We start from the raw sequence: 26649 nt of genomic DNA on the forward strand, positions 1-26649 counted from the left end.
GACGCTGCTATAGTCAGCAGCGTCATTGTTTTATGTTGTTAGTTAATTTCCTGCCTTCCAAGCATCATATTGCTTCTGGATCTCACTCATAACTTTATCAATTCCTGCATCCACCAGTTTTTTCTTCGTATCCTCAACATATTTCGGGTAATCCGGCATGGAACCCGTCGTGAAGATTGGATTCACCTCTTTATTGACGGCGTTGATCTGCGCAATCTCCGATTTGACCGGCTCCGTATTGAAAATAAATCCGAGCAGACGAGAAGCCTTGCCGTTATCGTTCGTCTTTTTCATTGCTTCCAACGCTTTCGTTGAATTCCAGTTTGAATCCCATTGATCCCAAAGCGGCCCAAGCCAGTTATGCCAAATTGCCCATGTTTGTTCAGCACCGCTTTTGGCTTCTATCGTTGGATTATCGTCTTTGACGGTACCTGATTTCACCGTATAGTTTTTACCTTCAACCCCGTACGCTAGTGTATTCAATAAGTACTTGTCGCTCCAAATGTAATCTAGCAGCATCATGGCTCTTTCCGGATTCTTGGATGTTGCACTGATCGCTGTCGCAGCTGCTGTCATGGAACTGGTTGAAATGGTTGGCTGTGAACTGAATGTTTCAACGGTTGGGAAGCCATATGTGCTTGTCGATTTCGACCCGTCTTCCGTATAACCTCCGGAGTCGCGAAGCACAGCATATTTCCCTGATTTGGCTTCAGCCAGATAATCCGTTTTGATCGCGGCATCTTTGGCTATGTAGCCCTTTTTATAGAAATCATTCATAATTCTATAATTTTCATAATTTTGCTGAATATCAAGCGTTTTGATGAAGGTACCGTCTTTTTCACTAAAAGAGATGCCAGCTACTACAGATGTATAATCGGGTAATCCTACTCCGGAAGTAGCTCCATTAGCCGTTGCAATGACTGGAATCATATTCGGTTCATTTTTCTTAATTGTTTCCAGGAATGGCTCCAGATCACTAAGACTCTTGACACTTTTATAATCGAATTTATATTTCTCAACTAAATCTTTTTTAAATACATAGGCACTCGCCGGGCTATACGGTGTCTGAGCGGGAATCGCCATAATCTTCCCTTTGTAGGTGACGGCTTTCCATGCGCGCGGATCAACTTTTTTGAGGATATTCTGACCATACTTCTGCAATAAATCGTCAAGCGGCATGAAGGCGCCTTTCTGCACATTGCCATTCAAATTATTTAACGTATTGGAGGTAAATACGAGATCGTAGGGCTCGCCAGCCGCTGACTTCAGCTTGATCTTATCTTCCCAGCCCGCGTTGTCAATCATGTTAAAGTGTACATTGGCATTCAATTTTTCCTTAATGAGCTTGTTTGCTACCGCCTCAACCGCTTCCTGATCCTTTAAATTGTCGATCGGCTTTGGCATGAACCAGCTAATATCAACGAAATCTTTGGTCTGACTCGTACTTGCCCCCGTACTTGCAATCGGACTTGCGCTTTCTTTTGTTTTCTCGTTCGTGCTGCAGCCACTAATAACAATTGTTGTCGCCAGTAAGACAGATGTTCCTGATCCAATCCATTTTGCAGCTTTGGCTTTTTGACCTTTCACTTGGATGGCCTCCCTTATATGATCTTTCCTCAATAATTGAGAGATACAGAGCAGGTAACCTGCACCTGGATTTATTTAACCTTTTACAGAACCTACCGTCAATCCTTGCACAAAATATTTCTGAAACAGCGGAAAAACGAGAAGCATGGGTCCTGCTGCCAAAATACACATAGCCACACATAGCCATACGTGCACTTAATGATGGAACCTGTGTGCCTGGTTTAACGAGACCATACTGTATAGCTTCCGACGAATTCAAGTACTCCATATTCTTCAGAACGCGAATAAGCAAATATTGCAGCTTCATTAAATGATCTTGATCCATATACAGCAAGGTCAGCCACCAATCATTCCAGTATTGGAGTGCGAAGAACAGACCCAAGGTAGCCAGTGCGGGCTTTGATATTTGCAGAACAATTTGGGCAAAAATTCTTAACTCGCCTGCACCGTCCATTTTCGCTGACTCAATAATCGCTTCTGGTATCGTTTGCAGGAAACCTTTCATCAGAAGCACAAACCAGCCGCTAATCAGATAAGGCAATATGAGCGCCAGAACATTGTTTCTGAGTCCCAGCCATTTCACCATGAGAATATAGGAGGGTACCATTCCCCCATGAAAGAGCATCGTGAAGAATCAGCTCGGGCGTTGAACAAAATGAACGCCTTGTTTCCTTAGTTCTTCGTGAAGCCTATCGATCGAGACATCCCTGAGTTGGCAATTGCTGTCTATCGAGATAGCAGCAGCTACTCCCGCTGCTTGACCAAGCGCATAGCAAGTGGCTTGAATACGCATGGATGACATCGCCACATGGGTAGCCGAAATGGCCCGGCCCGCTACTAGCAGCCCCTCGACGCTGACAGGCACCAGGCAACGATAGGGGATATCGTATCCATCAATATGCCGCTCATCAGTAACTTTCGAACCATCCGGACTATGGATATCGATCTCGTAGTTCGTTTGCGCGACCACATCGGTGAAACGGCGACCGGCCGTTAGGTCGTCTTCCGTCAACGTATACAAACCTACCAGTTGATTCGTTTCTCTAACCCCAGTTTGCGATGCAACATGAGATATCGCGTAATTCTCAAAGCCATTGCGCTGCAAATAATGAGCGATGGAAAAAGCCTGCTTCAGACATTCCTTCTCCGCATAATTAATATCTTCGATTTTGGCGCCATTGCCTTTCACCCGGCTCATGTTAACGAGCAGCGTACCATCGCCCATTCGTTCCCAATATAAGTGGCGACCCTGGGGCAGGTCCTCCGGCTTGTCATAGTAATAGCAGCCTTCAGGCAAATAAGGTTTTACAGGTTCTCCTGTATTTTGCATCATGAACATAAGGGTCATGGGCTGAGTCATCCCATCAGATTCCCTCCCCGACGTGTAGGAAGCTCCAGATTCTATGGCTACACGAGCATCTCCGGTACAATCGAGGAACACCGCTCCTTCAACCGCCCGCAACCCTTCACGGGAATTGATAATAACAGCCTTCATCTGTTTATCGACAATAATCGATGAAACAAAGCTCGTGTGGTAGCATACTTTGACATTTTCGCGTTCCAGCTTTTGATTTAAATAATAGCGCAAGCGAAAAGGACTGAACTGATGCTCTAACCCTTCTTCATGCCCGTTTGGCAGATGTGCAGCAGCAAATTCAGCAATGATTTCCCTATATATACCTGTACAATTGCCAACTTTCATGAAAATGCTTACATTTCCAATCGTTCCCATTCCTCCGAGCTGTGCCGTATGTTCAAGAAGGATCACCTTTTTCCCGCAACGGGCGCCAGCTATCGCTGCCGCAACACCCGATGGCCCGCCTCCTATTACGACCAAGTCAGCACGATCGTAGAGGGGAATATGGCGGTTAAGCTCATAATAATTCGTTGCCATCTCATAACCTCGTTTCTAAAATCTTGCCATACCTCAACACTAGGCCATGAATCCGGCAAAGTATATTGCATTATAGGTATTTTCCTTCAAAAACGGCTCCCAAGACTGCTTTTTCAGCGAAGGAATCGACTGCATTCCAGGCAAATTTCTATTGACTGCGCATTCGGCAGTGATTATCATGCAGCCCCCTCCACGAAAGATCGCCTGATATTGTATACTAAAACTATTGTAGAAATGGGAAGGAGCGTCAGGAAATGAGGAAACTGCCCTTGCCTTATCGCTATATGATTGATGAATTTCTCACTCCATCCTTTCATTTCAGCATCTCCGAGTATGAGGTACACCGTGTTCATGATTTGCATGGGCATGAATTTTTTGAGATGGAGATTATTTTGGACGGCCGGGGCACACAAATTTTGAACGGGGAATCCTCCCCTCTCGCCCCTGGCGCGATTTACCTTCTGACACCTGTTGACTTCCACACCATTATTCCGGAGCCAAGATTTCCTCTTCGACTAATTAATCTGAAATTTACCGAGGAGTGGCTTGATGAAGAGCTGCGCCTGTTTCTTTTTCAACAACCCAATCGGATATCTATCCGCTGTGAGGATACACTTCTGGCTGGCATCGAATTGGAATGCCAGCGATTATTAGCTGAATGCGCCGAATCGCGGATTGGCAAGAATCAAGCCATTCGGGCAACATTGAACAGAATGCTGGTCGATATCCTGCGGTCTTGTCCCACGGATCCCAAAGCTTTATTCAAACATCCGAGAGTAGATGTCCCTGAATGGACTCAACTTCGCAAAGCGCTGCATTATATCGATTATCATTTTCGTGAACCGATAACTCTCCAGCAAGCTGCGGCGCTCACTCCATGGAGTCCCAACTATTTCAGTGAAAAATTCAGCAAAGTCATCGGTCAATCGTTTCAAATGTATTTGCAAGAGAAGAGGCTTCAATTTGCCCATAGGCTGCTGCTTAATTCCAGTTTACCGATGACTGAAATTGGGCTGGCTTCCGGCTTTAATTCGTTGTCTTATTTCATTCGTTGTTTTAAAAGCAAATACGGGCTGTCCCCGAAAGCAGCCCGTCACGCCAAATAAAAACCGAAAATCGTGCTATGTTTCTGAACATAAGACAAGTTTAATCATCAACCTCCTTGTACAATGGGTTCGTAAGTCCCCATCGTTACGAGGAGGTTTTTATATGATCGATACCCTGTGCCTGAACGGCCAGTGGCAGCTTGTTTATTTCCCTCAAGATCAATGGCCTATCCATCATCCCGATGATTTGAGCAGCTTGCCTATACCTGCCATTCAGGCAGCAGTTCCAGGCAATGTTGAGCTGGATTTGGTCAGCAGCGGACGGCTGCCTGAGCCCTTTCATGGCACTCATATCAACGAGCTTCGCCCGTTGGAACATTATGAATGGTGGTACAGTCTGGAATTCTCCGCACCGCCGGATATGAAAGGTTTGCGCACGGAATTCGTTTTTCAGGGTGTAGACTGCTTTGCCACCTATTGGCTTAATGGAGATAAGCTCGGCTCCAGCGACAATATGTTTATTGAGGTTCATCTTGAAACAACGCATTCCCTCCTATTCGATCGTCCAAACAAACTGTTTGTAAGGTTGTGTTCACCAATTGTAGAAGCCATGAAGCGAAGTACAGATACCATTTGTTACGGTCCAATTACCAATGGTGAACAACTATTCGTAAGAAAAGCTGCGCACAGCTTCGGTTGGGACATCATGCCGCGAGCCGTATCGGCAGGCATCTGGCGATCCGTTGCGTTGAACGTCATCCAGGATCACGCCTTGACCGATCTTTATTTTCATACGATTTCCGTAGAAAAGGACTTTTCGAACGCGCAGATTGGGTTATTTTTCAGAGTAGCCACAGATCCCAAGTTTTTTTATGATGGCTTGGAGCTAAGGATAACGGGATCGTCGGGCGAATCAAAGTTTCAGATCAGCAAGCCTGTATTGTTCAATCTGGGCACCTTAACCATATCCGTGGATAATCCCCGCCTTTGGTGGCCTAGTGGATACGGGGAAGCTCAGCTGTACGAAGTCACAACCGAGCTGCTCCATCAAGGACGCGTACTGGCTTCGCGGACGGAAAGAATTGGCATTAGACAGGCGCAGCTCATTCGCACAGAGACGACCACCTCCGAAGCAGGCGGGGAATTTCTATTCCAAGTCAACCACACGCCAATCATGTGCAAAGGATCGAACTGGGTGCCGATGGATGTGTTCCACAGCCGGGATGCCAGCCGTTACGAGACCGCGCTTCAACTGTTCTGTGAAACGGGCTGCAACATGATCCGCTGCTGGGGAGGGAATGTTTACGAAGACCATGCTTTTTTTGATTTCTGCGATCAGCATGGATTGATGGTTTGGCAGGATTTCGCGATGGCATGCGCCGTCTATCCGCAGACGCCCGAATTCTTCGAAGCCATGAGACTTGAAGCTTCATCCGTGGTCAAGAAGCTGCGCAATCATGCCTCGCTTGTCTTATGGTGCGGTGATAACGAATGTGATGAGGCTTATCAGTGGTATGGCTTGCCTGATCCCTCCGTCAATGGGATTACCCGGAAGCTGCTGCCGGATATCATTCAGCAGTATGATCCACACCGGGCGTATCTGCCTAGTTCTCCCTATCTGTCTCCAGACGTTATCCGAGCCGGGAATATGAATATGGCGCCTGAACGGCATCTCTGGGGCCCACGCGATTATTATAAAAGCTCCTATTATCAAACGAGCGCCGACCATTTCATCAGTGAAATTGGCTATCATGGCTGTCCTAATTTATCTTCGATGAGAAAGTTTATTGATGACGAGCAGCTCTGGCCCTTCGACAGCAACAACGAGCAATGGGTCGCGCATGCCACAGAAGTTAGCGGCTCACAAGGACCTAACGCGACACGGATTCAGTTAATGGCAAATCAAATTAAAGAATTGTTCGGAACCATTCCTGACTCTTTGGAGAATTTCATACTGGCTTCACAAATTTCCCAAGAAGAGGCCAAGAAATTTTTCATCGAGATGACTCGGCTCAAGAAGTGGCGCAAAACCGGGATTCTCTGGTGGAACATGATCGACGGATGGCCGCAGTTCTCCGATGCTGTCGTAGATTACTACTATGGCGCCAAGCTTGCCTTTCACTATATCCGCAGAGTTCAGCAGCCTGTTTGCATCATGGTCGACGAACCCTCTAACTGGCACGTGCGTGTAGCAGCAGGAAACGATTCCAGAGAAGCGGCAACGGGCACTTATCGCCTTTGGGATGCGGATTCGCAGGAAACTCTCTTGGAGGGCCGTTTTCATGTGGCAGCCAATGAAAATGCCGAGCTTGGCAAAATTCCTATTTCTCATTCGCAGAAACGGTTGTTTCTTATCCAATGGACTATGGATGGCATCACCTATGGGAATCACTATCTGCTTGGCTTTCCGGCATTCGCTTTGGCGGATTACCAAGGTTGGCTGCCGCAAATTGCTGCGCTTTCGAACGATTTTCGGGCCGATGAGATCGGTCGATAGGGGGAATTTACAGGATGGATATAAGGATATTAGAAACTCACATGCAGCAGCTTACAGAACGTTATCCAGATTTGGAAGTCTGTACATCTGACCTTCTCAAGGCTTTCCAGCTATGTGCGAATACGTTCCATTCCGCGGGTAAAATGCTGCTCTGCGGCAACGGGGGAAGTGCCGCCGATTGCGATCATATTGTCGGCGAGCTTATGAAAGGCTTCCTGTCCAAACGGCCTGTTCCGTTATCCTTTCGGGGTTCTTTGGTGCAACAATGGGATCAATTGGACGGGGGCTACATCGCCGATCGTCTACAGCAGGCATTGCCCGCCATCTCACTAGCCAATCATTCAGCTTTGCTTACAGCGTATGCCAATGATGTAGAACCGGAAATGATTTTTGCACAACAAGTGTATGGGTATGGGAAAAAGGGGGATGTGCTTGTGGCGCTCACGACTTCCGGAAATTCAGCGAATGTCCTTCGTGCTGTGCAGACCGCCAAAGCTATAGGTATGTCTACCATCGGCTTAACTGGGAAACACGGAGGCCAGCTTAAGAAGTTATGCGATGTAACCATCACAGTGCCATGGGACAGTACGCCGGATATTCAGGAACGTCACCTGCCTATTTATCATTCCCTATGCTTATTGCTGGAAAGGGAGTTTTTCGGATGATGACACTGCTCGCTGGCATCGATATTGGAGGAACCAAGTGTGCGGTGACTCTCGGCAGAAGGCTTGCTCCTACGGGTATTGCCCTGCTAGGGAAAGTTCAGTTTCCTACGCCCAAGGAACCTCTTCAGGCCATCGCTGAAATTATGAATGTCCTAGAGAAATTATTGGTAGAACAAGGCGGTTCACTCGCAGCGATTGGCATCAGCTGCGGTGGACCCTTGGACAGCAAGCGCGGTTTCATCCTTTCGCCACCGAATTTGCCAGGGTGGGATCACATCAATTTGATAGCTCCTATCCAGGAACGATTCGGTGTTCCCACCGGCTTGCAGAACGATGCCAACGCTTGTGCATTGGCCGAATGGCGATATGGGGCTGGCGTAGGAACCCGCAACATGATATTCCTTACTTTCGGCACGGGCATGGGGGCTGGTCTTATTCTAGATGGCAAGCTGTACGCCGGAACGAATGATATGGCTGGTGAAATTGGTCATATGAGGCTGGAGCCAACAGGACCTGTCGGTTACGGCAAATCAGGCTCTTTTGAAGGCTTCTGCAGCGGAGGCGGCATTGTCCAATTGGGAAGACAGAAAGCCATGGAGGCACTGGCACTTGGCCAACCTCCTGGCTATTGCTTATCGGAGTCGCAACTGGACTGGATCACAGCGCAGAAGATATCTGAGGCTGCCCATGCAGGAGACGATTCTGCTTTGCAGATTTTCCATACCGCGGCTGTACAGCTTGGGAGAGGACTATCTGTACTCGTCGACATCCTGAACCCAGAGCTGATCGTCATTGGGAGTATTTATGCGAGACAACGCAGCCTGCTTGAGGCTTATGCCTGGCAGGAACTTCAAAGGGAGGCGCTCCCTCTTGCCCTGCAGGTCTGCCGTGTCGTTCCTTCTGGCTTGGGAGATCAGGTAGGCGATTATGCCAGCTTATCCGTTGCGGAATATCAACTGATGTGAAATACTCGATTGCCTTTTATCCCTTATTGTTTAAATTATTCATATTCCTTCGAATGGCATATTCCTTGGGCGTTACCTTATATTTCTTTTTGAACATGCTGAAGAAATAAGTTTCATTGAGGATCCCAACCTTTTCAACAACTTCATACACGCTTAGATCTTCATGGATGAGCAGTTCTGCTGCTTTGGCCAATCGAAACTCGTTGATGCAATCAGGAATCGATATCTGTGTAGCTTCTTTATATATTTTGCTTAAATTTCTTGTGGACAGCTTCATGATGGAAGCGATCGAAGTCAAACTCAAGGAAGGATCCTGATAATGGTTATGAATATATTCAGTAACTGCATCTACCACAAAGTAATTCAATGAATTCGTAGTTTCCCCTTGGCCTTGTTGCAACGAATCATGAAGTGCGGCCACAATGATCCGATGAATTTCGACAATGGTTTCTTTCTCCAAAATATTGCGGCTGATGGAGGAAATGTGCAGAGACGGTGAAGTCGTCACTTTCATTTCTTCCAGCGTCTCGATCCCAGCATCCACTAGTCTGATGATAGAGACTAAGGCGTTGTGATAGTTGAGCGTGCTAATCTCAGCAAAAATATGAGCCAAAACCTCCTCCAACGCCCCAGCGTTTCTTGACTTGATGGTTTCTAGAAACGTTTCCTCCAGATTTCTGGCATACCCCGTTTTTTTGCTTTCAACATGCTTCTTCACAGTCTCGTGCGTGATAACAGAAGAATGCCCAAGCAATAAGCGATACATCGACTGATCGAGCGCCTTGTTATACAAACTGTGCAATGTCTTCCTATGATTTGCCTTATCGCTGATAGAAGCGGTGAAGGATACTTTGAAAAGCCGTGAAACGTTCTCTTGGGCTTCTTCCATGAGAGAAACGATTCGCCTAGGAAACTGATCATCTTCCTCTGGGAGGCTAACAATCAATACCACATGATCATCTTTCATATCGAGTCCTTCGTTAGGGTACTCTCTTGCCACAATCTCTGAAGCAATGTTAATTAAAGCAAAACGAATGGTATCTTTATCTTTGGCTTGGAACGTTTGCTGAAATTCCTTGTAGTTATCTATTTTCAATAAACAGATGACATAGGAACCGTCCAAAGAAATAGAAAACCTCATGTCTTGAAAAATAGTTTCTAATTCGGAGCCGCCAATCGAGAAGCTCTCCGTGAGCAGTCTGCTTAACCAATAATGCTTCATCACATCTTTATATTGATATTTTTCCTTATCAAAGTGGTCGAGCTTTTCCATCGATTGTTGATATACCGTATTCAAATAAGAGATCTCATCCACGACTTCGTCTTTATTTAATCGGCGCACCCGATCCAACATAATGGAATTCACTAGCTTTCCTAGCGGTCGATAAATTTTCTGGGAGATGCCAATGGACATGACAATGGCCATGACAAGAAAAATGATCGTGATGAAGATAATACTCGTTTTTAAACTGTTAATATACTTATAAATTTCAAGAACAGGCTGCATTTTGAGCAGTGTCATCCCGGCGCTGTCCAGATTCGTGAACGTCACCAAATATTGAATTCCGTTGTGCTTGCTCTGAAAAAAACCATCCGGTTCAGCTTGAGGATGAGCTGTTTTATAGAGCATGAAGTCGCTCTTCATCCACGACATGATCTCACGATCATTAGTTCCATCATCCAAGTACTCACCATACTGGTCCAGAATAAATACATTATCTCCCTTGCGCTTATCAATCATATTGATTTGTTTAATATTTTCAAGCAGCCACTCCGGTTTCACATTGATGACGACGACACCATCCGGCTTTGCATCATTGATCAAAGTCTCGTATACGAAATATGAAAACACATGTTCGGGATCTGTTTTTCCATTGACCAGCTTTTTGATATCCCGAAAAATGGGTTTTAGCTTCGGCAGCGCTTTATTCGAATTAATAAAATCGTAGAGCATCTGATCTTTAAAAAACAGCGGGGAGCCTGTACTGTAAGATTGATCCAAATTTCGATTATATATACTGATTGAGTGAATATACGGGTTTGCTGAGGTTACAGAACTAACGATTTTATTCAATCGGTATGCCACGTCCACCATGTTCTCTTGCTTCGCATACATGACAGCGGTTACATCGCTATTCAAATAAAGAAATTTGCTCAGGTTGCTAATCGTTTGATCCATGAAGTCCATATTGTACTTGACCTGATAAAGTATCTTTTGATTGGCTGCGTATTCATTTTTGACCAAAAGATTTTGCGAATTGATATACACAACCGTGGACAGCACAACAACAAGAATCAAGATGGCCATACTGATCCATAGCACCATTTTTATAAAATAAGCCTTTGCTCCAAAGAGCAATCTAATATTCATGCTGGTTATTCTCTCCTTTATCCCGGCTGAAAGAGACAATATTCGCTTAAGGCAGCTTCAATTCTGGCAAATAAAACGGAAAAGACTGGCTTACACCAGTCCTTTGGTTGTTATTTAAATGTAGTTGATCTCTAGCAGAATGTATACTGCAAAATAGGTCTTTTCCTATAAATAGGGTCCTGCCAAGCACTTCTTCTTGCCCATCAGTCCAGCTTAATATTTAATTTCAATAATCCTGCTTTGCGCATGGCTTGATAAATAATAACAACCAGCGGTCCCAGAAACAGCCCCGTTATCCCGAGCAGCTCAAAGCCTAGATATAAACTGATCAAAGCGGCAAGCGCGTTGATGCCAACGGCATCACTAAGCACCTTAGGCTCTACAATTCGCCGGAATATGGTCAGAACAAGGAAGAGAATTAACAAGCCCACACCCATTCCTGTATGCCCAACCAGCAGTTGATACAACAACCAGGGGATAAAGACGAGCCCCGTTCCCACCACAGGCACAAACTCCATCACCATGACGAGAAGCGAAATCGCCAGCGGGTACTCTGCATTCAACAAAAGTAATCCCATGAAAGTCACCAAATACGTTAACGCCGCCATAATGAGCTGAGCGCGAATAAATCCAAAAATAGCTTCGCGCAAATAAACGAGCACATGCTCCATCTTCTCTTTGGTCTTTTCTTCGAACATGGAGAGGAAGGCAATTTTCAGCTTGGGAATGCTGTACATAAATAAATACAAAGCGATCACATACACGATCAGCAGCATGAACAGGTTCGGAATTTTGCCCGCCATATTGAGGAAGAAACCCGAGAGGCCTGTTAGCGCATCCGTTAACGCACCTGTTAAGGTTTGTGTGCTGCTTTCCACCCAGCTTTGTACCTGCGCAGCCATTTCAGGCGACAAGGAATCGTAGAAGACCTGTGTTCTCAGAACAGCCTGGTCTACATACTTATTCACCTCTTCCATGTAATTGGGCGCTTTACGACCGAGATCAATAACCTCAGTAACGACATTCAATCCAATGAAATAAAATAACGTCAGTGTCAGCAGTGTAAATAAGGTGCTGATCATCGTGGCCGCAATAAACCGATTCACTTTGATGGCACGCATCAGGAGAATCGTTAATGGATCCAAGAAAATAGCTGTCACAAGCGCAAGTAAAAAGGGAAGCCCTATGGTAAACAATCCGTAAAGCAACAGTAAGCCAATCACCATAATTATGGTTGTCTTAGGCGACATAGGGATTCCTCCGCTTATTCATTTCCCGGTTTAACTTGATTCGTTTTCGTAATATGGATGCGTACAATTCGCAAGCGATCGACTTCCGAAATTTCAAAAACATGATTGCCAAATGAGACGGTTTTCCCCTTTACTGGAGCGCCTTCAAGCTTCTTAAACAACCATCCGCCAATAGAATCTACATCTTCATCTTCAATTTCCAGATCAAGCATGTCGTTCAAATCTTCAATCAATACACGACCATCAACCGATGTGTATTTCTCCTTCACCTCAACACCCGGGCGTTCGTCAATATCGAACTCATCGTGCAGTTCTCCGACGATTTCCTCCATGATGTCCTCCAGAGTGAGAAGTCCCGCTGTGCCCCCGTACTCATCAACAACGATAGCCAGTTGGGAGTGCTTTTTCTGCATTAGTTTCAATACGCGACTAACTTCCATCGATTCCGGCACGTTGAGAATAGGTCGAATGAAATTTTTGATCTCCTGTTCCTCATCCGGATCAGCCGTTAATAAATCAACAATATGTACGAAACCGACAATCGTGTCTTTGTCCTGCGTCGCTACGGGATAACGCGTATGTTTGGTCATATGGACGATATGCAGGTTCTCAATAAAACTCATTTCCAGGAATAAGCAATCCATATCGGTCCGCGGCAGCATAACTTCCCGGGCAATTCGTTCCGAGAACTCGAATATATTATCGAACAGCACCATTTCATCCTGATCAATATGTCCGCTCTTCACACTCTCATCCATCAGAATTCGGATTTCCTCCTCCGTATGAGCCGCTTCGTGCTCACTCGCAGGCTCTACCCCTAACAGAGACAATAATTTATTGGCTGCTCCATTCAGAAGCCAGATAATTGGCCGGAAGATCTTGTAGAAATAAAGCAGCGGCGCAGAGAGCCAGAGCGAGGTTAGTTCGGCTTTCTGAATAGCGAAGGACTTGGGAGCCAGTTCGCCAAGTACAATATGTAGAAACGTAATGAAGCCGAAGGAAACAATGAAAGATAAAGCCCCCGTGTAGACGGACGTCCCTATCCCTAATGCGTGAAAAAGAGGCTCCATGATCAGATCCGCAATAGCTGGCTCACCTACCCAGCCTAGGCCTAGTGAAGCCAGGGTTATCCCCAATTGCGTGGCTGACAAATAGGTATCCAACTGAGATGTCACCTTGCTGGCATATTTAGCTTTGCCGCTGCCCTCATTCACTAGCTGCTGGATACGGGAATGCCGCACTTTCACAAGCGCAAATTCGGCAGCAACGAAGAAACCATTCAATAAGACTAGGATAATGACCAAAACCAGATTAAACACAATGGATCCAAAATCAAAGGAAGTATGTGGCAAGAGCGAATATCTCCTTCAGAGTCAATGACGTTAGATAAGTGCTTGGCGCTTCTTGAAATCAACCGTCTTGTAGTACGAGTCCGCTACCAACAGATTAGGTCCGCAGCAGGAGGCTGCCGTACAGAAACAGTTGACACGCTGATTTAATGGATTGCTTTCCCAACGGGCAAAAATCGTATCCAGCTCATCTTGGTGAATGCTGCCCAAAGGCGGTTCGTTGGCAAAATCCGTGACGAACACCTCACCTGTAAATGTGCTGATATTCAATCGGTTGCGGCCATCGGGATCATTGCGGACCGTTACATTCGGCTCTTCGCGCAGCCTCTTGACCAACAACCGGTCGGCTTCCAACTCATTGCAGGCAAAGAAGGGCAAAGTACCGAACAGCATCCACATGTCACGATTGCGGCTGTCGAGCAATCCATGGATACTTGCTCTTAACTCGTCCAGAGAAACCATGGGCAGATGGGCAGCAAACGAGCTGGCATACATCGGATGTACTTCATGACGTTTGCAGCCCATTTCATCGATTAACTTATGAATCTGCGGCAGCTTCTCATGCGTTCGCGTATTAATCATCGATTCAGCTGACACGTACAGTCCGCCCTTGCTGAGCGCAATCGTATTATTGACCATGCGTTCATACATCCGCGTCGCCGTATCTAGGCCAACTGTGCGCTGGGCGTTCACGAAGCCCACCTGGTGGAAGTCATCTGCATTCAGGTAATTGAATGAGATGTGCATGACATCGAGGTAAGGAGCCAGCAGTTCATAACGCTCAAGATCCAGCGTTAAATTCGAGTTGATTTGTGTGCGAATGCCTCGCTCACGCGCATATTTCAGGATTGGCAGCATATAGTCTTTGACAATCTTGATATGATAGGAGGGCTCTCCCCCCGTCAAACTGATAGTCTCCAGATGCTCAACCTGATCAAGCTTATTCAAAATGACCGACAAGGGAATGTGAGGTCCCTCCGTCATCGTTAGTGAATCCCCTACTGCACAATGTTCGCAACGCATATTGCACAAATTTGTTATTGTCAATTCTATGCTGGTTAATACATGCTTCCCATATTTCCGATAAGACCGAATCGGATCCCAAGGGTCGTAAGAGGGGGTTAACTCCGGTAAGATGGAGTGTGTTCCATTCATATTCATGCTGTTTACACCTGACCTATCATTTCCTATTCACTTGCAAAATGTTCCTATCATGCCTATACCTATGCCCTTTATTGTAACTTATGATTGAAAAAAAAGAAAACGGCCACAAGGACCGTATGCTTCAATTAGCGCTTCTCAGCGGCCTTATGCGATTTAATTCGCAGCCACTTGGGCGCCCACCAGTTGGCATCCCCAAGCAGCTTCATCAGAGCAGGAACCAGCATCACACGAACAATCGTGGCATCAATGAGAACCGCCAGACCTAAGCCAAGCCCGAGCGCCTTCATAATTTCGATGTCAGTGAAAATGAAAGAACCCACAACAACAACCAGAATGAACGCGGCGCTCGTAATGAGGCTCCCCGTTTTCCTCAGCCCGGCTGCTGTACTTTTATCATTATCGCCACTCTCTTCATATTCCTCCATAATCCGTGAAATCAAGAAAACTTCGTAGTCCATCGAGATACCGAAGACCACGCAGAATATAATAACAGGCAGCGTAGCGCTGACGTAGCCGATCGATGTAATATGCAGCATATCTGCCATATACCCCTGTTGAAACACGAGCACAACAATTCCAAGGCTTGCGCCAAGACTTAGCATGTTCATCAACACGGCTTTCAACGGCAGCAGCACGGAGCGGAAAGCAAACAACAGCACGAAATAGGTAACGCCCATGACGAAAATAAGCACGACCGGAATTTCCTTCTGAATGCGGTCGATGATATCCAAGCGGTACGCAGGGCCGCCTGTCACCGCGATATCCAGCCCGCTTATCGACAAGCCGCGAAGCTCGCGCACCAGACCATCCGTGGAAGGATCGTCCGTAGCTTTCTCTGGAACAACAACAAGCAGAGCCGTATGCCCTTTGGCCAGCTTATTGTCTTCCAGCTGCGATTTTGCCGTCGTATTCTTAAGCATTTCTGCTAACTGGGCATCCGTATGCTGCCCAAGTGAAGTTAAGTAACTTTGAACTTCTTTGACCCCGGAAATCGCTTTAACCTTGTCGCTATACGTTCGAATGAGCCCAATAGAGGCCTCATCCCATACCTCTGCCTCCGTCCGGACGACGATTTGGATAGGACCCATCATCCTCGGATCATAGGCTGCTTTCATCAGATCAGAGCCATAGCGGGATTCATAAGCAGGAGGCAGCACTTCTGCATTCGGTACACTTAGTTTCATATGTCCGATCGGAGTCATCGTATAGAGCAGCGCTCCCCCTACAAGAACAACCAACAGGACCGGACGTCTCATGACCGTATAGGCAATCCGCTCCCAGAAGCGGGATGTCTCCTGCTTGCGGAATCGCTTAGGAACTACTTGCAGCAAATTGATCCGATGACCCAAGATCCCGAGCAAAGACAATAGCATTGTATTGGCTACAATGACTGAGATCGAGACAACAATGACGCCGCCCAAGCATAACGAGCGGAAAAAGGTTAAATCAACGAACAACATGCCAATTAACCCAATCAACACGGCAATGCCAGAGAAGAAAATCGATTTCCCCGCCGTCTGACATGTCATCGCCACAGCCTCTGCGACACTGTTCTGCACCTTGAGTTCTTCCCGAAACCGACTGACCAGGAACAAGGCATAGTCAATGCCGACAGCAAGCCCCAGCATCGTCACCATATTGGGAAGAAAGTTCGATAAGGATTGATGCTGCGCAATAAAATAGGTAATCCCTAGTGTTAAGGTTACACTCATGATCCCCACGATCATAGGCAGCACTGCCGCTACCAGGGTGCCAAAAACAAATAATAAAACAATCAAGGCAATAGGCAGACCAATGGCTTCTGATTTGGCAATATCGTGTTTGCTTGCTTCTTGCATATCATGCAGAATAGCTGGGCCGCCCGTTACGTAAACCTTCATGCCCGGAGGCGAATGAACCGCTTGCTTGAGCTCCGGATACTTCTCCAGAGCAGGATCTGTATCCAGCTTCAGCGAAACCGTAACTGCTTGAACATCGCTGTACCCTTCATTTCGCGCTGTTGCAACGAATTTCACACTTTCCACATAAGGAAGCTTCTTGAGTTCACTTAGCGATTCCATAATCGTCTGCTGTTGGTCTTTGGACGTCATGTCCAGTCCCTCGCCTTGATAAACCAAATTCAACATCGTCAGCGGAACGCCAAGATCATCACGCAGTTGGATGAAGCCCCGATCGGACTCACTTCCTTTGGGCGTAAAACCGTTATCCTTCAACATCCCCGGCGTTGCTCTCGCAAATACAGCGAAACTGAGCAGCAGCACCACACAGATTCCAAGGACGAGCCACCGGAATCGATGCATGGCAAATCCCCACTTCCAGAAATTCCCTTTGACCATTGTTTCTCTCACAAGCATCCCCCATATCTGCAAAAAGAACCTGGGATCCCAGGTTCTTCAAATTTGTTATCTCTATTGTATCTCAAAGGAGTGTAGGTATATGCGAATCAGCATCCAAATCGTCCACTTTAATCTCCCCAATTTCTGAAATTAAGATGGAAAGTTTCGTCGATAGATCAATTTCGTAGGGATCTTTCAACACAGTCCCCGCTTCATTCTGCAAGACGCGTACGACCGGTCTATGCGGCACAGCCATATTAAGTTTGGACACAATGCCGTATTCCCCTGTATTCAGCCTTACGGTGATTCCCAAAGGATAAATGGCAATTTTGTCGCGAAACAGCGCAATCTGGCTTTGATCATACATCGTGCCTGAACCCGCAAATAACTGCTCCATGGCTTCATGAGGCAGGAGCGGTCTTCGATAGACCCTCGTTGTCGTCATCGCATCATACGAATCCACAAGTCCAATCCATTTGGCAAATTCGTTAATATCCGATCCATGAAGACCTCGAGGGTATCCGCTTCCGTTCACACGTTCGTGATGCTGAAGCGCACAATGCGCCGATAGCAGCGGAATATTCGGTTCGTCTTTTAGAATTTGGAAGCCATAGTGGGTGTGATTCTTCATTTCATTAAATTCTTCTGTCGTCAACTGGGATGGCTTGCGCAAGATACCGAGAGGGACCTTGGTCTTGCCGATATCATGCAATAAAGCCCCTAATCCAAGTGTTTCCAGATTTTCGCGGCTGTAGCCATAACTAATTCCCAGCATAATCGCGTAAATACTAACATTCACGGAATGTTGAAACAGATAGTTATCTTTAATATTCATATTATTGAGCATTACCATCGCACCCTCATGAGCGCTCAAGTCATCAATAATCATGTTCATTACATCACGGAAGTTACGTCCGATATCATAGTAGTTAACAGCCCCGCGCTTATTCGAGTCTTCCATGACTTTCTTGAACGTATTTCGAATTTCAATCACAGCTCTGGTTCGAGTCTCGTCCTGGATAACATCTTCTTGAATGACGTCGTCCGTTCTCGAGTCTTCAATATAGATATAATCGATGCCATATGAAAAAAGCCGATCAATTAGTCTCTGAGTTAGCTCCACGTTAACGGCCAACAACACCATACCATCGTCGTTGTAAATATTCTTGGCCAGCCTCATTCCAGGATGACACATGTTGATCGGCATTAACAGCATTTAAGGACCCCCGCTAGCTGAGCGTTATTTTCTATCTAAATGTAATAGATTTCACAAAAAAGTTCAACACAAAAAACCGCATCATTCGACGCGGTTCGCTAAAAGATTAAATTAAAGTTACTTTAAGAACATATAAAGTCCGAAAATGATAGCAACAGCGAATCGATAGTAAGCAAAATACGTTAATTTCATATTTTGCACAAACTTGATAAAAGAAACGACTGCCAACAGCGCTACGATGAATGCCACGATAAAACCGACCGCGAAGAAGGCAAAATCATTGGAAGAGAGCGCATCATAGTTTTTCAGAAAATAGACACCGGATGCGCCAAACATAATCGGAATCGCCATAATAAATGTAAAATCAGCTGCTGCTGCACGACTTACACCTGACAGCATGCCCCCGGCAATCGTAGAACCCGATCGCGAGAATCCAGGCCAGATGGATACCAGCTGCCATAAGCCAATGAAGAAAGCTTGACGATACGTCAAGTCATCCAAAACTGCCGTGCTGGGCTGCTCTTTTTTCTTCTCCGCAATGATAAGCAGGATACCGCCCAAGATCAAACCAATCAGGACAGTGGTTGTGTTAAACAACTTCTCGTCGACAATATCGTTAAACAAGACGCCGATAATGCCCGCTGGAATAATGCCGATCAGAATATGCAGCAAGTTCAGCTTCTTGCCGGTTCTGCTTTGACTCTTTCTTTTTACCAAGCCAAATAACGATAAAATACGTTTCCAGTAAATGATCACGACAGCCATAATGGCTCCAAGCTGAATAACAAAATCAAAGGTTTTCATCACTTCATCATTTTGTGTGTTGAGCAAGCTTTGCGCTAGAATCATATGCCCTGTAGAAGACACCGGTAAAAACTCGGTCAATCCTTCTACGATCCCGATGATAATCGCTTCAAAAATAGTGTGCATGGTTTCCCCCTATTTGGTGAGAGTTGAATGAATAAGGCCTGTCCAATTATCTATTCTACTTGCAACTTGGTGATTCTGACAACTTTTCCGGCAAAAAACCTGCCAAGCTAGTCTATTTCGCTCACTGTACATGCTTTCCGATCTGTAAATCTGGCAAAATGGCTGCTGGCAATCGCATCCTCGTTACGCAGCTCGACAGCTAGCACATCGCGAATAAATTCCGGCAGCATGTACGCCACTTCCTTGCCGCGGCTGAGCGATAGATAGCCAGAGCCGAACGTAAACATATCAATCGTGCCGACGATATAGTCACGGTTGAGATCAAGCGGTTCATCGCCCACGTGAACGGCGAGAACGCGTTCATAGGGTGCTCGGGAGCTGTCCACGCAGACGGTTAATCCGTCTACATTCAGCACGCCCAGCACCTCGCCCCGGAAGCCTAAGCCGCGAATCGGCTTCTCCATGAACTCGTCAAGCTGCGACTCTTCGAGCGCTTGCAGGAGATCAGCCCCGCTGAGCAGGAAGCGGCAGGGGTTGATCGGCCCTGGGCAGATTTCCAGCAATCTGCCGCGGGTGAGCCGGCCCTCCTTCAGCCCCTGAAGGAGCTGGCCGCTGTTGACCAGCCCGATCTCGGCGCTGGTCCAGCGGCGAATCCCTGCGGCAAGCAAGTTGCCGAGCGGGGATTCGCCGTACCAATCCAGGCGCAGCGGCTGCCGCAGCTGCGCCACTTCTTCGTCCAGCGCCGCTGCGCTGGCGATGCGGTAATACTCCAGCAGCGCCGTCACGCTGCTGTCTTCTTCGCTCGCGTCCGTCATCGGGACGACGCGGCCGGTCAGCTCTACGATGCGGCGCTCCTCCGCATCGTAGGCAAGTTCCAGATGGCCGGCATATTGTCCGAACTTGCCGGCCGCGCAAATATAGGTGCCGCTGAGCAGCAGCGGCTCCTCCAGAACATGATGTGTATGTCCGCCCAGGATCACATCGATGCCTTGCAGCTCCTCAGCCATCCGCTGGTCCGTCCTCAACCCCAAGTGGGACATCACAATCAAGATGTCCACCTGAGGGCGCAGAAGCCGAATTTGGGCTTCTACCGCCTCAAGCGGGTCTGTCACCTGCCAGCCGAGCAGCTCATAATAGGTTTGATACGCCGCCGTGACGCCAATCAACCCAATCTGAAGCCCGGATTTCGCTAGAATAAGCGAAGCCTGCATCCATTCCGGCGTTTGACCCGTTGCCATATCGATAATATTACTGCCGATAACCGGGAATGCAGCATGTCTTTGGACAACCGCACTTAATAAATCAGGTGTAAACGTCAGTCCCTCATTATTGCCGATCACCATGGCCTCATAGCCAGTTGCATTCATGATTTCCAGATTGGCAATCGCATTCGTCCCTTCTGTCTCAGGACGCATCCGGTCCATATGATCACCGATATCCAGCGTCAGCACCTGATCAGCCGACCATAAGCGGCGTACACGATCAAAATACGCGCTGATTTTGGGCATTTGTTCAAAATGACTATGAAGATCATTCGTATGCAGAATAACGAGTCGTTGCAAGTGCTCTGACAGACCATTCACCTCTCTTCCCAGGTTTTAGCCAGATCCACCCCTGTCTAATCTTATGCGGCCACAATACAGCTCACTTCCTAATTTTCAATTCATCGACGGTCACTTTATTCTTAAACCCATAGGTCGCTTCTGCGCTTAGCGAAGGATCATGAAGAAACCAAATGCTGACGATGCTTTTGACATTCAGACATTCGCTGCTGCCGTCGGGGACATAAAGGCGAATGGGGTACCCTTTTTTGAGCGGCTCACCCGCTTGGGCGTATAGGAATAATGCCTTATCCAGCTCTGCCCAGGGCATCAGCGCTTGAAACTCATCTACGGCTTCCACTTTTACATGCGTAGGCTCAGCAGACTCTTGGTTGCGCACGCTTTTCCAGCTGCGATACCAGTCTTTCAGATCAAAGGCATTCCCTTGAACATTCGGCACGCGATCTTCCAAGGCAATCGTCTGCCCCGCTAGCTTAACCATCTCTGAGACGGTCATTGTTTCTGCTGCTATATGTGTGTCTGACACGCGTATGTACGTTTCCGATGACATGAAATTACTTTCCCCCTTCGTCCTTCTTGTCTGGCTTTGCCCCGCTAAGGGATTGACCCATTATACCATTTTCAGAAGAAAATATGGTATGCTGTAAGGGATTGCGACCCTATAAGCTATTAGGAGTAGACCCATGAACTTACATATCCAATTATTCGCAGGTCTGGTTGACCTGTTCGGGACTTCTGTCCTACTCATAGAAATTCAGGAAGAACATATTGCTATTCAAGACCTTAAAGCCCAGATCGCCGCCCACTATCCCGCAGCTGCCGAACAACTGAAATCTTGCTTTTTCGCCAGAAATCAAGCCTATGCAGGCGACCATGAAAGAGTCACAGCCTCCGATGAACTGGCTCTCATTCCACCTGTTTCAGGCGGACAGCCCGTCTTATATGAAATTACACACGAACCGATTGATGTTGCTGCTGTGACAGCCAAAGTCAACCACCCCAATCACGGAGCTTCCCTTGCCTTCATCGGCACAACCCGGGAAATGACTTATGGACAGCGTACGGTCCTCTTGGAATATGAAGCCTACACGCCCATGGCCTTGAAAACAATGGAAACCATCGGCCGAGAAGTCGATGCCAAATGGCCAGGCACGCTGTGCGCTATCACCCATCGTTTGGGCAAGGTAGCAATTGCTGAAGCCAGCGTAGTCATAGCGGTATCTTCTCCGCACCGAGCAGATTGTTATGAAATCAGCCGTTATGCGATTGAACGGTTAAAACAAATCGTACCTATTTGGAAAAAAGAAATTTGGGAAGACGGTTCCGAATGGAAAGGCAGTCAAACTGGCCCTTGGAACCCGCTTGAGACGCCATTATCCGAATAATAAGAGTGGAGATGATCCCGCGTGGACACACATTTACATAGCGAACAGAACGATAAAGTAGATTCTCGGTATTCCCGACAAATTCTTTTCTCCCCTATCGGTACGGAAGGACAGCGCAAGCTGGTGAATAGCCGGATCGCTATCGTAGGCATGGGGGCGCTTGGGACGGTACTTGCCAATCATATGGTACGTGCAGGAGTTGGATACGTGCGTTTAATTGACCGCGACTTCGTAGATACCAGCAATTTACAAAGACAAATGCTCTATGATGAAGAGGACGCCAACACAACAACGCCCAAAGCCATAGCTGCTGCAAGACGGCTCGAGCTTGTTAATTCTCTGGTTCGCATTGAACCTCATGTCACTGATCTTAACGCTACGAACGCGGAAGAATTGTTAAGCGATGTAGATGTCATCCTGGACGGAACAGATAACTTCTCGGTACGCTTCCTTATTAATGATGTCAGTATCAAGCTGGGGATACCTTGGATCTATGGCGGTGCCGTCGCTTCCAGAGGTGTCTCTTTGACAATTATTCCTGGGCAAACGCCATGCTTGCGCTGCTTATTCACACAAGTTCCCGCAGCAGGTACGACAGAAACTTGCGATACAGCCGGTGTGATCGGCGGAATCATTCATATCGTTGCTTCCCATCAAGCAACCGAAGCTCTTAAACTGCTTGTAGGCGCCCAAGAACAGTTGAATCTCAAAATGCAGCAATGGGACCTATGGTTTAATCAGCAATCCGCCATCCGTGTAGATAGTGCTAAGAAACCAGACTGTCCAGCTTGCGCTATGAAGCAATATGACTACTTGGAAGCTAGCATAGAAAGCGACACGATCCAATCCTTATGCGGACGAAATTCCGTTCAAATCCATCCCGTTGTTCCCTCCACCAAGCCGCTTGAATATTGGGAAGAACGCTTGAAACCGCTAGGACCCGTTGAGAAAAACCGCTTTCTATTGAAGTTCCATGCCGCTCCTGATTTGCAGCTGATCATTTTCCCGGGAGGCCGTGTTCTGATTCAGGGAACGGATGATTTAATTCAGGCCAAAAGTCTTTACAGCCGTTATATTGGGATGTAGTATTAATACCAAATACCTACTGATATTAGGACTAGGAGAGGAACTTCTATGCGTATACACGTCTTGCAATTAATCGTCGGTGATAAACTGCTTTCTGATTCCTACAATACGGTAGGACTTCATCTGCTTTCAGCCGGAACGGTTTTGGATGCAAGTGATATTCATATGCTCAATCGTCACAATGTAGATTATGTCGATATCGAGCCCAGAGCGAATGGGCTAGATCTGACAGAGCATAGCGAGATTCCAAATCGGCAAGCCAACGAATCGCAATTATTGAATTTCCAGAACTCGATCACAGCCATCAAAGATATTTTCAATTCTGTCAGCACAGGCGGATCTATTGACAACGACTTAGTGGAATCCGCTTTCAATCCGCTTATCGATAGTTTTCAGGAAGAGAAAGACGTTGTTTCTTTGCTGCTTTCTTTAACTAGTCAAGACGATTACACCTACCAGCACAGTGTTCAAGTCGGGATGCTTTCCTACTATATTGCTAAATGGATGAACAAAAGCGAAAAAGATGCCCTTTACATAGGAAAAGCAGGCTATCTGCATGATATCGGCAAATGCAAAATCGACCCGGATATCCTGAATAAGCCTGCCAAATTAACCAATGATGAGTACAATGAAATCCAGAAACATACCATTTACGGCTATGAAATCATTAAAAGCTCGATGAAGGACAACACACTCGCCCTTGTCGCGCTTCAACATCATGAACGCATGGATGGCTCTGGGTATCCAATGCGCAAAAAAAGTACGGAAATCCATTCATTTTCTCTGATTATTGCCGTTGCGGACGTCTACAGCGCCATGATCTGCAAACGCGTATACCAGGAGAAACGCGATCTGCTTATCGTGCTCAAAGAACTTCACCGAATGAGCTTCGGGCAGCTTGACCCCAAGATTACCCAAGTGTTTATCCGCAACATGATTCCCAATTTTATCGGCAAAAAGGTGTCTTTGAGCGATGGACGTATCGGAAGGATTGTTATGACCAATCCTTCCGATTTCTTCCGACCGCTCATTAACATTAACAATGAATTCTTAGATCTGTCCCAGCTGCAGGATATCGAAATAACACAAATTGCGATTTAATAGTGAACCTCAGCGATTAAATAATCAAACTGCTGACTGCGATAGCAATGCCAATGTAGACCGCAGCCAGCAGGGTGCCAACCGCCACATTCCCCTCTTTTAATTGATCCGACAGCTTCACGCCCGGCGTCAACCAATCAAAAACCCAGTACGTTGCTACTAAACAAACATACCCCACAGCGAACCACATGCTCATATGCCAAATTGACGAATTCGTATAAGCAGCAATCCCTAATATGATCCCGGTCGCAACAAACTTCCCGCCCATGGCAAGGCCAACAGCGACATTCCCCTTGTTGATCTCCTCCATATCTCGATAAGGCGTCATTAAACTAAATATATACATACCTCCAAATTGGAGAAGCACTATCACGAATAAACTGATCACAACGTTCAAAACTATCATTCCGCCCACCCCCGAAATTTCGCCATCGATTGATCATAATTGCTGAAATCATGAACTTCTTCCAAAACAACTGGCACTTCCTTTTTATCTTTAAAGCTCTGGTAGCGTTCCTCTGGAATAGGCTGCTTCACTTTCTGTCCTGTTGGCATTTCGGCCACCGCGAAATAACGAAATTTGCCCTCCAACTCCGTTTTATACACACCAATTAACTTCACATCTGTTTTGATCTCCACTTTCAGCTCAGCCAGATCCTTATCTGCTTCTTCCTTGGTCTTGAACGTCTTGATCGGTTTCCACTGTGACAACGTCACATCATTCTTCCCTTGGCTATCTGTTTTCATGGTCGCTTGCATATAAGTAAGCACCCAAATTTGATCTCCCGTTGCAAAACTTTGATCATTGGAAATCCGTTCATTGTTCGGCAGCAGCACCATATCGCCATCCAACAGATCTCCTACCTTCGCTTGCTGGACCTGATAATCCCAAGGCACTTCCCCACTCGCACCGCTTACGGTTGCTGCATTTCCCGATGTTCCCTTGCTGAGCACGGATGGTGTCTTATTAGAAGCTACACTGCATGCACGAATGATTAGAATAAGTACGATGAAGACGACGATCAAAATCCAAATTCGTCTTTTTTTCAAGTTGCTTTCACTCCAATCGCTACAAATTGACTCGAATTTCCTGTAATAATGCCACCTGCTCTTCCTAAAAGCCCACAGGGCGTTCCATTCAGAACGAAAAGTCCTGTTAGCAGATGCCTCTTCCCGTGGGCGAAAGTGAGTTCAGGCAAGTCAGCACGCTCTTGATACACGCGACGAAAGAACACACTTGTGTCAAAGCCTACTTCATCTTTGACTTCAATGTCTCCTTGAGCGTCATAAAGCTCTACAGAGCCGCCCTCCCTGCCGAACATCGACTTGGATACATAGTCTCCTTTGAGCTTTGGTGCTGTGTAGGTAGGCAGCATATACGTTTGTATGGAACGATGCTCCTCCTCTGTGAAATAAGCCGAATGCTCCTCGTGCAAGCCCCATATGAAAGCCTGCAGCCCTTTAGATTGCATAATTACCGCATGCAGAGGATTGAATAATTCGATGAATCGCTCTTCAATCGCATAAGAGAACGCCTCACCGCCTTCATCGACCCCCATCCATTCCTTGGGATAAAGCGCAAACATTTTCGTTATGATTTGATCCTTGCCAACTTTAACAACCCCTTCATCAATCCATAGGTCAAGACAGTCCACGCATGTTATCTGTCTTCCGCTATGAGCAACCAAGGCATCCAGGGTCCCTGTATCTTCCACATGCTTGCCATATGCAATGCAAGCCGCGTGATCAGGCGCTTCCATTTCCCAAGCAGCTCGGATCAAATCCCTCATCGCTTCATTCGGCGAGTCGAAGCCTTGCTCTTGACATAACCACGGTGTGGCTATCGCGGCTTCCACATAGCCAGTTGGTGTATCCGCATTGAGCTCCAGCAATTTAATTTGGCCTTCTTGATTCACCGTAAAATCAAACCGCGCATAGCGGCTGATGAATCCTTCCACGTTAAGTTCTAATCGATCCAACCCATCCCAGAGAACTTCGGGAATCGATAATTGTTCATAGTAATCGCGATTTCCTATGACATACCGAACTGCTTTATCAAACACACGCCATAGATGCTCAGCGGCATGAATTAATTCATCGTATGATTTTCGTTCCATCATCACGAGCTGATCAATCCAGTATGTCTCTTCTTCCAAATCAGCCCACGTAAAACCCAACTCTGCCAGCTGGCGAACTCTTGCTTCTCTCTCTGGGGACGGTGTGCCCCTCACTTCAAAAACCACTG

22 protein-coding genes are annotated in these 26649 nt (G+C 46.7%); 7 read left to right on the forward strand and 15 right to left on the reverse strand.

The annotated features are described in order from the left end of the window. Positions 1-42 precede the first annotated feature (42 nt). The 3 genes from LOZ80_RS22395 to LOZ80_RS22405 are packed head-to-tail and all read right to left on the reverse strand — an operon-like array spanning position 43 to position 3481. Positions 43-1587: a DUF3502 domain-containing protein gene (locus LOZ80_RS22395; protein WP_238166785.1), complete on the reverse strand. Its 1545-nt coding sequence runs from the start codon at positions 1585-1587 to the stop codon at positions 43-45. Continuing rightward, positions 1508-2194 carry a carbohydrate ABC transporter permease gene (locus tag LOZ80_RS22400; protein ID WP_283214681.1) on the reverse strand — a complete coding sequence of 229 codons (687 nt, stop codon included), beginning with the start codon at positions 2192-2194 and terminating at the stop codon, positions 1508-1510. Before LOZ80_RS22400 ends, LOZ80_RS22395 begins: the two co-directional genes overlap by 80 nt. Positions 2195-2221: 27 nt before the next feature. Further along, a complete protein-coding gene (locus tag LOZ80_RS22405; protein ID WP_238166786.1) occupies positions 2222-3481 on the reverse strand; it encodes an FAD-dependent oxidoreductase in 1260 nt (419 codons plus the stop codon). A gap of 254 nt (positions 3482-3735) precedes the next feature. Between LOZ80_RS22405 and LOZ80_RS22410 the strand changes: the two genes are divergently transcribed. The 4 genes from LOZ80_RS22410 to LOZ80_RS22425 all read left to right on the forward strand — a co-directional run bounded on the left by LOZ80_RS22410 (position 3736) and on the right by LOZ80_RS22425 (position 8654). Next, positions 3736-4587: an AraC family transcriptional regulator gene (locus LOZ80_RS22410; RefSeq protein WP_238166787.1), complete on the forward strand. Its 852-nt coding sequence runs from the start codon at positions 3736-3738 to the stop codon at positions 4585-4587. Between the two features lie 103 nt (positions 4588-4690). Then, positions 4691-7024: a glycoside hydrolase family 2 protein gene (locus LOZ80_RS22415; RefSeq protein WP_238166788.1), complete on the forward strand. Its 2334-nt coding sequence runs from the start codon at positions 4691-4693 to the stop codon at positions 7022-7024. A gap of 14 nt (positions 7025-7038) precedes the next feature. Beyond that, positions 7039-7689 carry a D-sedoheptulose-7-phosphate isomerase gene (locus LOZ80_RS22420; RefSeq protein ID WP_238166789.1) on the forward strand — a complete coding sequence of 217 codons (651 nt, stop codon included), beginning with the start codon at positions 7039-7041 and terminating at the stop codon, positions 7687-7689. Beyond that, positions 7686-8654: an ROK family protein gene (locus LOZ80_RS22425; protein ID WP_238166790.1), complete on the forward strand. Its 969-nt coding sequence runs from the start codon at positions 7686-7688 to the stop codon at positions 8652-8654. Before LOZ80_RS22420 ends, LOZ80_RS22425 begins: the two co-directional genes overlap by 4 nt. A 16-nt stretch (positions 8655-8670) precedes the next feature. On the opposite strand, the gene LOZ80_RS22430 is transcribed toward LOZ80_RS22425, so the two are convergent. The 9 genes from LOZ80_RS22430 to LOZ80_RS22470 all read right to left on the reverse strand — a co-directional run bounded on the left by LOZ80_RS22430 (position 8671) and on the right by LOZ80_RS22470 (position 21382). After that, positions 8671-11025 carry an AraC family transcriptional regulator gene (locus tag LOZ80_RS22430; protein WP_238166791.1) on the reverse strand — a complete coding sequence of 785 codons (2355 nt, stop codon included), beginning with the start codon at positions 11023-11025 and terminating at the stop codon, positions 8671-8673. 203 nt (positions 11026-11228) lie between these two features. Then, positions 11229-12275: a sporulation integral membrane protein YtvI gene (gene ytvI, locus LOZ80_RS22435; RefSeq protein ID WP_238166792.1), complete on the reverse strand. Its 1047-nt coding sequence runs from the start codon at positions 12273-12275 to the stop codon at positions 11229-11231. Between the two features lie 14 nt (positions 12276-12289). Next, complete coding sequence (locus LOZ80_RS22440; RefSeq protein ID WP_238166793.1) at positions 12290-13627, reverse strand: hemolysin family protein; 1338 nt, start codon at positions 13625-13627, stop codon at positions 12290-12292. 30 nt (positions 13628-13657) lie between these two features. After that, positions 13658-14785: a radical SAM/CxCxxxxC motif protein YfkAB gene (gene yfkAB, locus LOZ80_RS22445; protein ID WP_238166794.1), complete on the reverse strand. Its 1128-nt coding sequence runs from the start codon at positions 14783-14785 to the stop codon at positions 13658-13660. Between the two features lie 128 nt (positions 14786-14913). Further along, positions 14914-17136 (reverse strand): MMPL family transporter, encoded by a 2223-nt coding sequence (locus LOZ80_RS22450; RefSeq protein ID WP_238166795.1) that lies wholly within the window; start codon positions 17134-17136, stop codon positions 14914-14916. A gap of 70 nt (positions 17137-17206) precedes the next feature. Next, on the reverse strand, positions 17207-18340 hold the full coding sequence (locus LOZ80_RS22455; RefSeq protein WP_238166796.1) for an HD-GYP domain-containing protein: 1134 nt from the start codon (positions 18338-18340) through the stop codon (positions 17207-17209). A gap of 117 nt (positions 18341-18457) precedes the next feature. Then, complete coding sequence (locus LOZ80_RS22460) at positions 18458-19270, reverse strand: undecaprenyl-diphosphate phosphatase (protein ID WP_238166797.1); 813 nt, start codon at positions 19268-19270, stop codon at positions 18458-18460. A 107-nt stretch (positions 19271-19377) separates the two neighbouring features. After that, complete coding sequence (locus LOZ80_RS22465; RefSeq protein WP_337950971.1) at positions 19378-20853, reverse strand: bifunctional metallophosphatase/5'-nucleotidase; 1476 nt, start codon at positions 20851-20853, stop codon at positions 19378-19380. A gap of 61 nt (positions 20854-20914) precedes the next feature. Continuing rightward, positions 20915-21382, reverse strand: coding sequence for a molybdopterin-dependent oxidoreductase (locus LOZ80_RS22470; RefSeq protein WP_238166798.1), 468 nt, complete (start codon positions 21380-21382; stop codon positions 20915-20917). 133 nt (positions 21383-21515) lie between these two features. On the opposite strand from LOZ80_RS22470, the gene LOZ80_RS39195 reads away from it, so the two are divergent. Genes LOZ80_RS39195 through LOZ80_RS22490 form a run of 3 tightly spaced genes read left to right on the forward strand, consistent with a single transcriptional unit; the run spans position 21516 to position 24404 of the window. Beyond that, positions 21516-22217, forward strand: coding sequence for a molybdenum cofactor biosynthesis protein MoaE (locus LOZ80_RS39195; RefSeq protein ID WP_283214682.1), 702 nt, complete (start codon positions 21516-21518; stop codon positions 22215-22217). A 21-nt stretch (positions 22218-22238) separates the two neighbouring features. After that, on the forward strand, positions 22239-23303 hold the full coding sequence (locus LOZ80_RS22485; protein ID WP_238166799.1) for a ThiF family adenylyltransferase: 1065 nt from the start codon (positions 22239-22241) through the stop codon (positions 23301-23303). 48 nt (positions 23304-23351) lie between these two features. Then, entirely contained in the window at positions 23352-24404 is a 1053-nt protein-coding gene (locus LOZ80_RS22490; RefSeq protein ID WP_238166800.1) for an HD-GYP domain-containing protein, read from the forward strand. 16 nt (positions 24405-24420) lie between these two features. Here the strand turns inward: LOZ80_RS22490 and LOZ80_RS22495 are convergent, their stop codons facing one another. From LOZ80_RS22495 to LOZ80_RS22505, 3 genes are read right to left on the reverse strand one after another with little or no spacing between them, the layout of a single operon-like run. Next, positions 24421-24810, reverse strand: coding sequence for a DUF350 domain-containing protein (locus LOZ80_RS22495; protein ID WP_238166801.1), 390 nt, complete (start codon positions 24808-24810; stop codon positions 24421-24423). Beyond that, positions 24807-25454 carry a hypothetical protein gene (locus LOZ80_RS22500; RefSeq protein ID WP_238166802.1) on the reverse strand — a complete coding sequence of 216 codons (648 nt, stop codon included), beginning with the start codon at positions 25452-25454 and terminating at the stop codon, positions 24807-24809. Before LOZ80_RS22500 ends, LOZ80_RS22495 begins: the two co-directional genes overlap by 4 nt. Further along, on the reverse strand, positions 25451-26647 hold the full coding sequence (locus LOZ80_RS22505) for a glutathionylspermidine synthase family protein (protein WP_238166803.1): 1197 nt from the start codon (positions 26645-26647) through the stop codon (positions 25451-25453). The genes LOZ80_RS22500 and LOZ80_RS22505 overlap by 4 nt, the downstream gene beginning before the upstream one ends. Positions 26648-26649: the final 2 nt, after the last annotated feature.

This window comes from Paenibacillus sp. HWE-109 (assembly GCF_022163125.1).
GTDB lineage: Bacteria > Bacillota > Bacilli > Paenibacillales > NBRC-103111 > Paenibacillus_E.

Bases quoted from the DNA above. Each gene is read 5' to 3' on its own strand.
- LOZ80_RS22400 (WP_283214681.1), bottom strand. From the start codon at position 2,194: ATGGTACCCTCCTATATTCTCATGGTGAAATGGCTGGGACTCAGAAAC.
- LOZ80_RS22405 (WP_238166786.1), bottom strand. From the start codon at position 3,481: ATGGCAACGAATTATTATGAGCTTAACCGCCATATTCCCCTCTACGAT.
- LOZ80_RS22410 (WP_238166787.1), top strand. From the start codon at position 3,736: ATGAGGAAACTGCCCTTGCCTTATCGCTATATGATTGATGAATTTCTC.
- LOZ80_RS22415 (WP_238166788.1), top strand. From the start codon at position 4,691: ATGATCGATACCCTGTGCCTGAACGGCCAGTGGCAGCTTGTTTATTTC.
- LOZ80_RS22420 (WP_238166789.1), top strand. From the start codon at position 7,039: ATGGATATAAGGATATTAGAAACTCACATGCAGCAGCTTACAGAACGT.
- LOZ80_RS22425 (WP_238166790.1), top strand. From the start codon at position 7,686: ATGATGACACTGCTCGCTGGCATCGATATTGGAGGAACCAAGTGTGCG.
- LOZ80_RS22430 (WP_238166791.1), bottom strand. From the start codon at position 11,025: ATGAATATTAGATTGCTCTTTGGAGCAAAGGCTTATTTTATAAAAATG.
- ytvI (WP_238166792.1), bottom strand. From the start codon at position 12,275: ATGTCGCCTAAGACAACCATAATTATGGTGATTGGCTTACTGTTGCTT.
- yfkAB (WP_238166794.1), bottom strand. From the start codon at position 14,785: ATGAATATGAATGGAACACACTCCATCTTACCGGAGTTAACCCCCTCT.
- LOZ80_RS22455 (WP_238166796.1), bottom strand. From the start codon at position 18,340: ATGCTGTTAATGCCGATCAACATGTGTCATCCTGGAATGAGGCTGGCC.
- LOZ80_RS22460 (WP_238166797.1), bottom strand. From the start codon at position 19,270: ATGCACACTATTTTTGAAGCGATTATCATCGGGATCGTAGAAGGATTG.
- LOZ80_RS22470 (WP_238166798.1), bottom strand. From the start codon at position 21,382: ATGTCATCGGAAACGTACATACGCGTGTCAGACACACATATAGCAGCA.
- LOZ80_RS39195 (WP_283214682.1), top strand. From the start codon at position 21,516: ATGAACTTACATATCCAATTATTCGCAGGTCTGGTTGACCTGTTCGGG.
- LOZ80_RS22490 (WP_238166800.1), top strand. From the start codon at position 23,352: ATGCGTATACACGTCTTGCAATTAATCGTCGGTGATAAACTGCTTTCT.
- LOZ80_RS22495 (WP_238166801.1), bottom strand. From the start codon at position 24,810: ATGATAGTTTTGAACGTTGTGATCAGTTTATTCGTGATAGTGCTTCTC.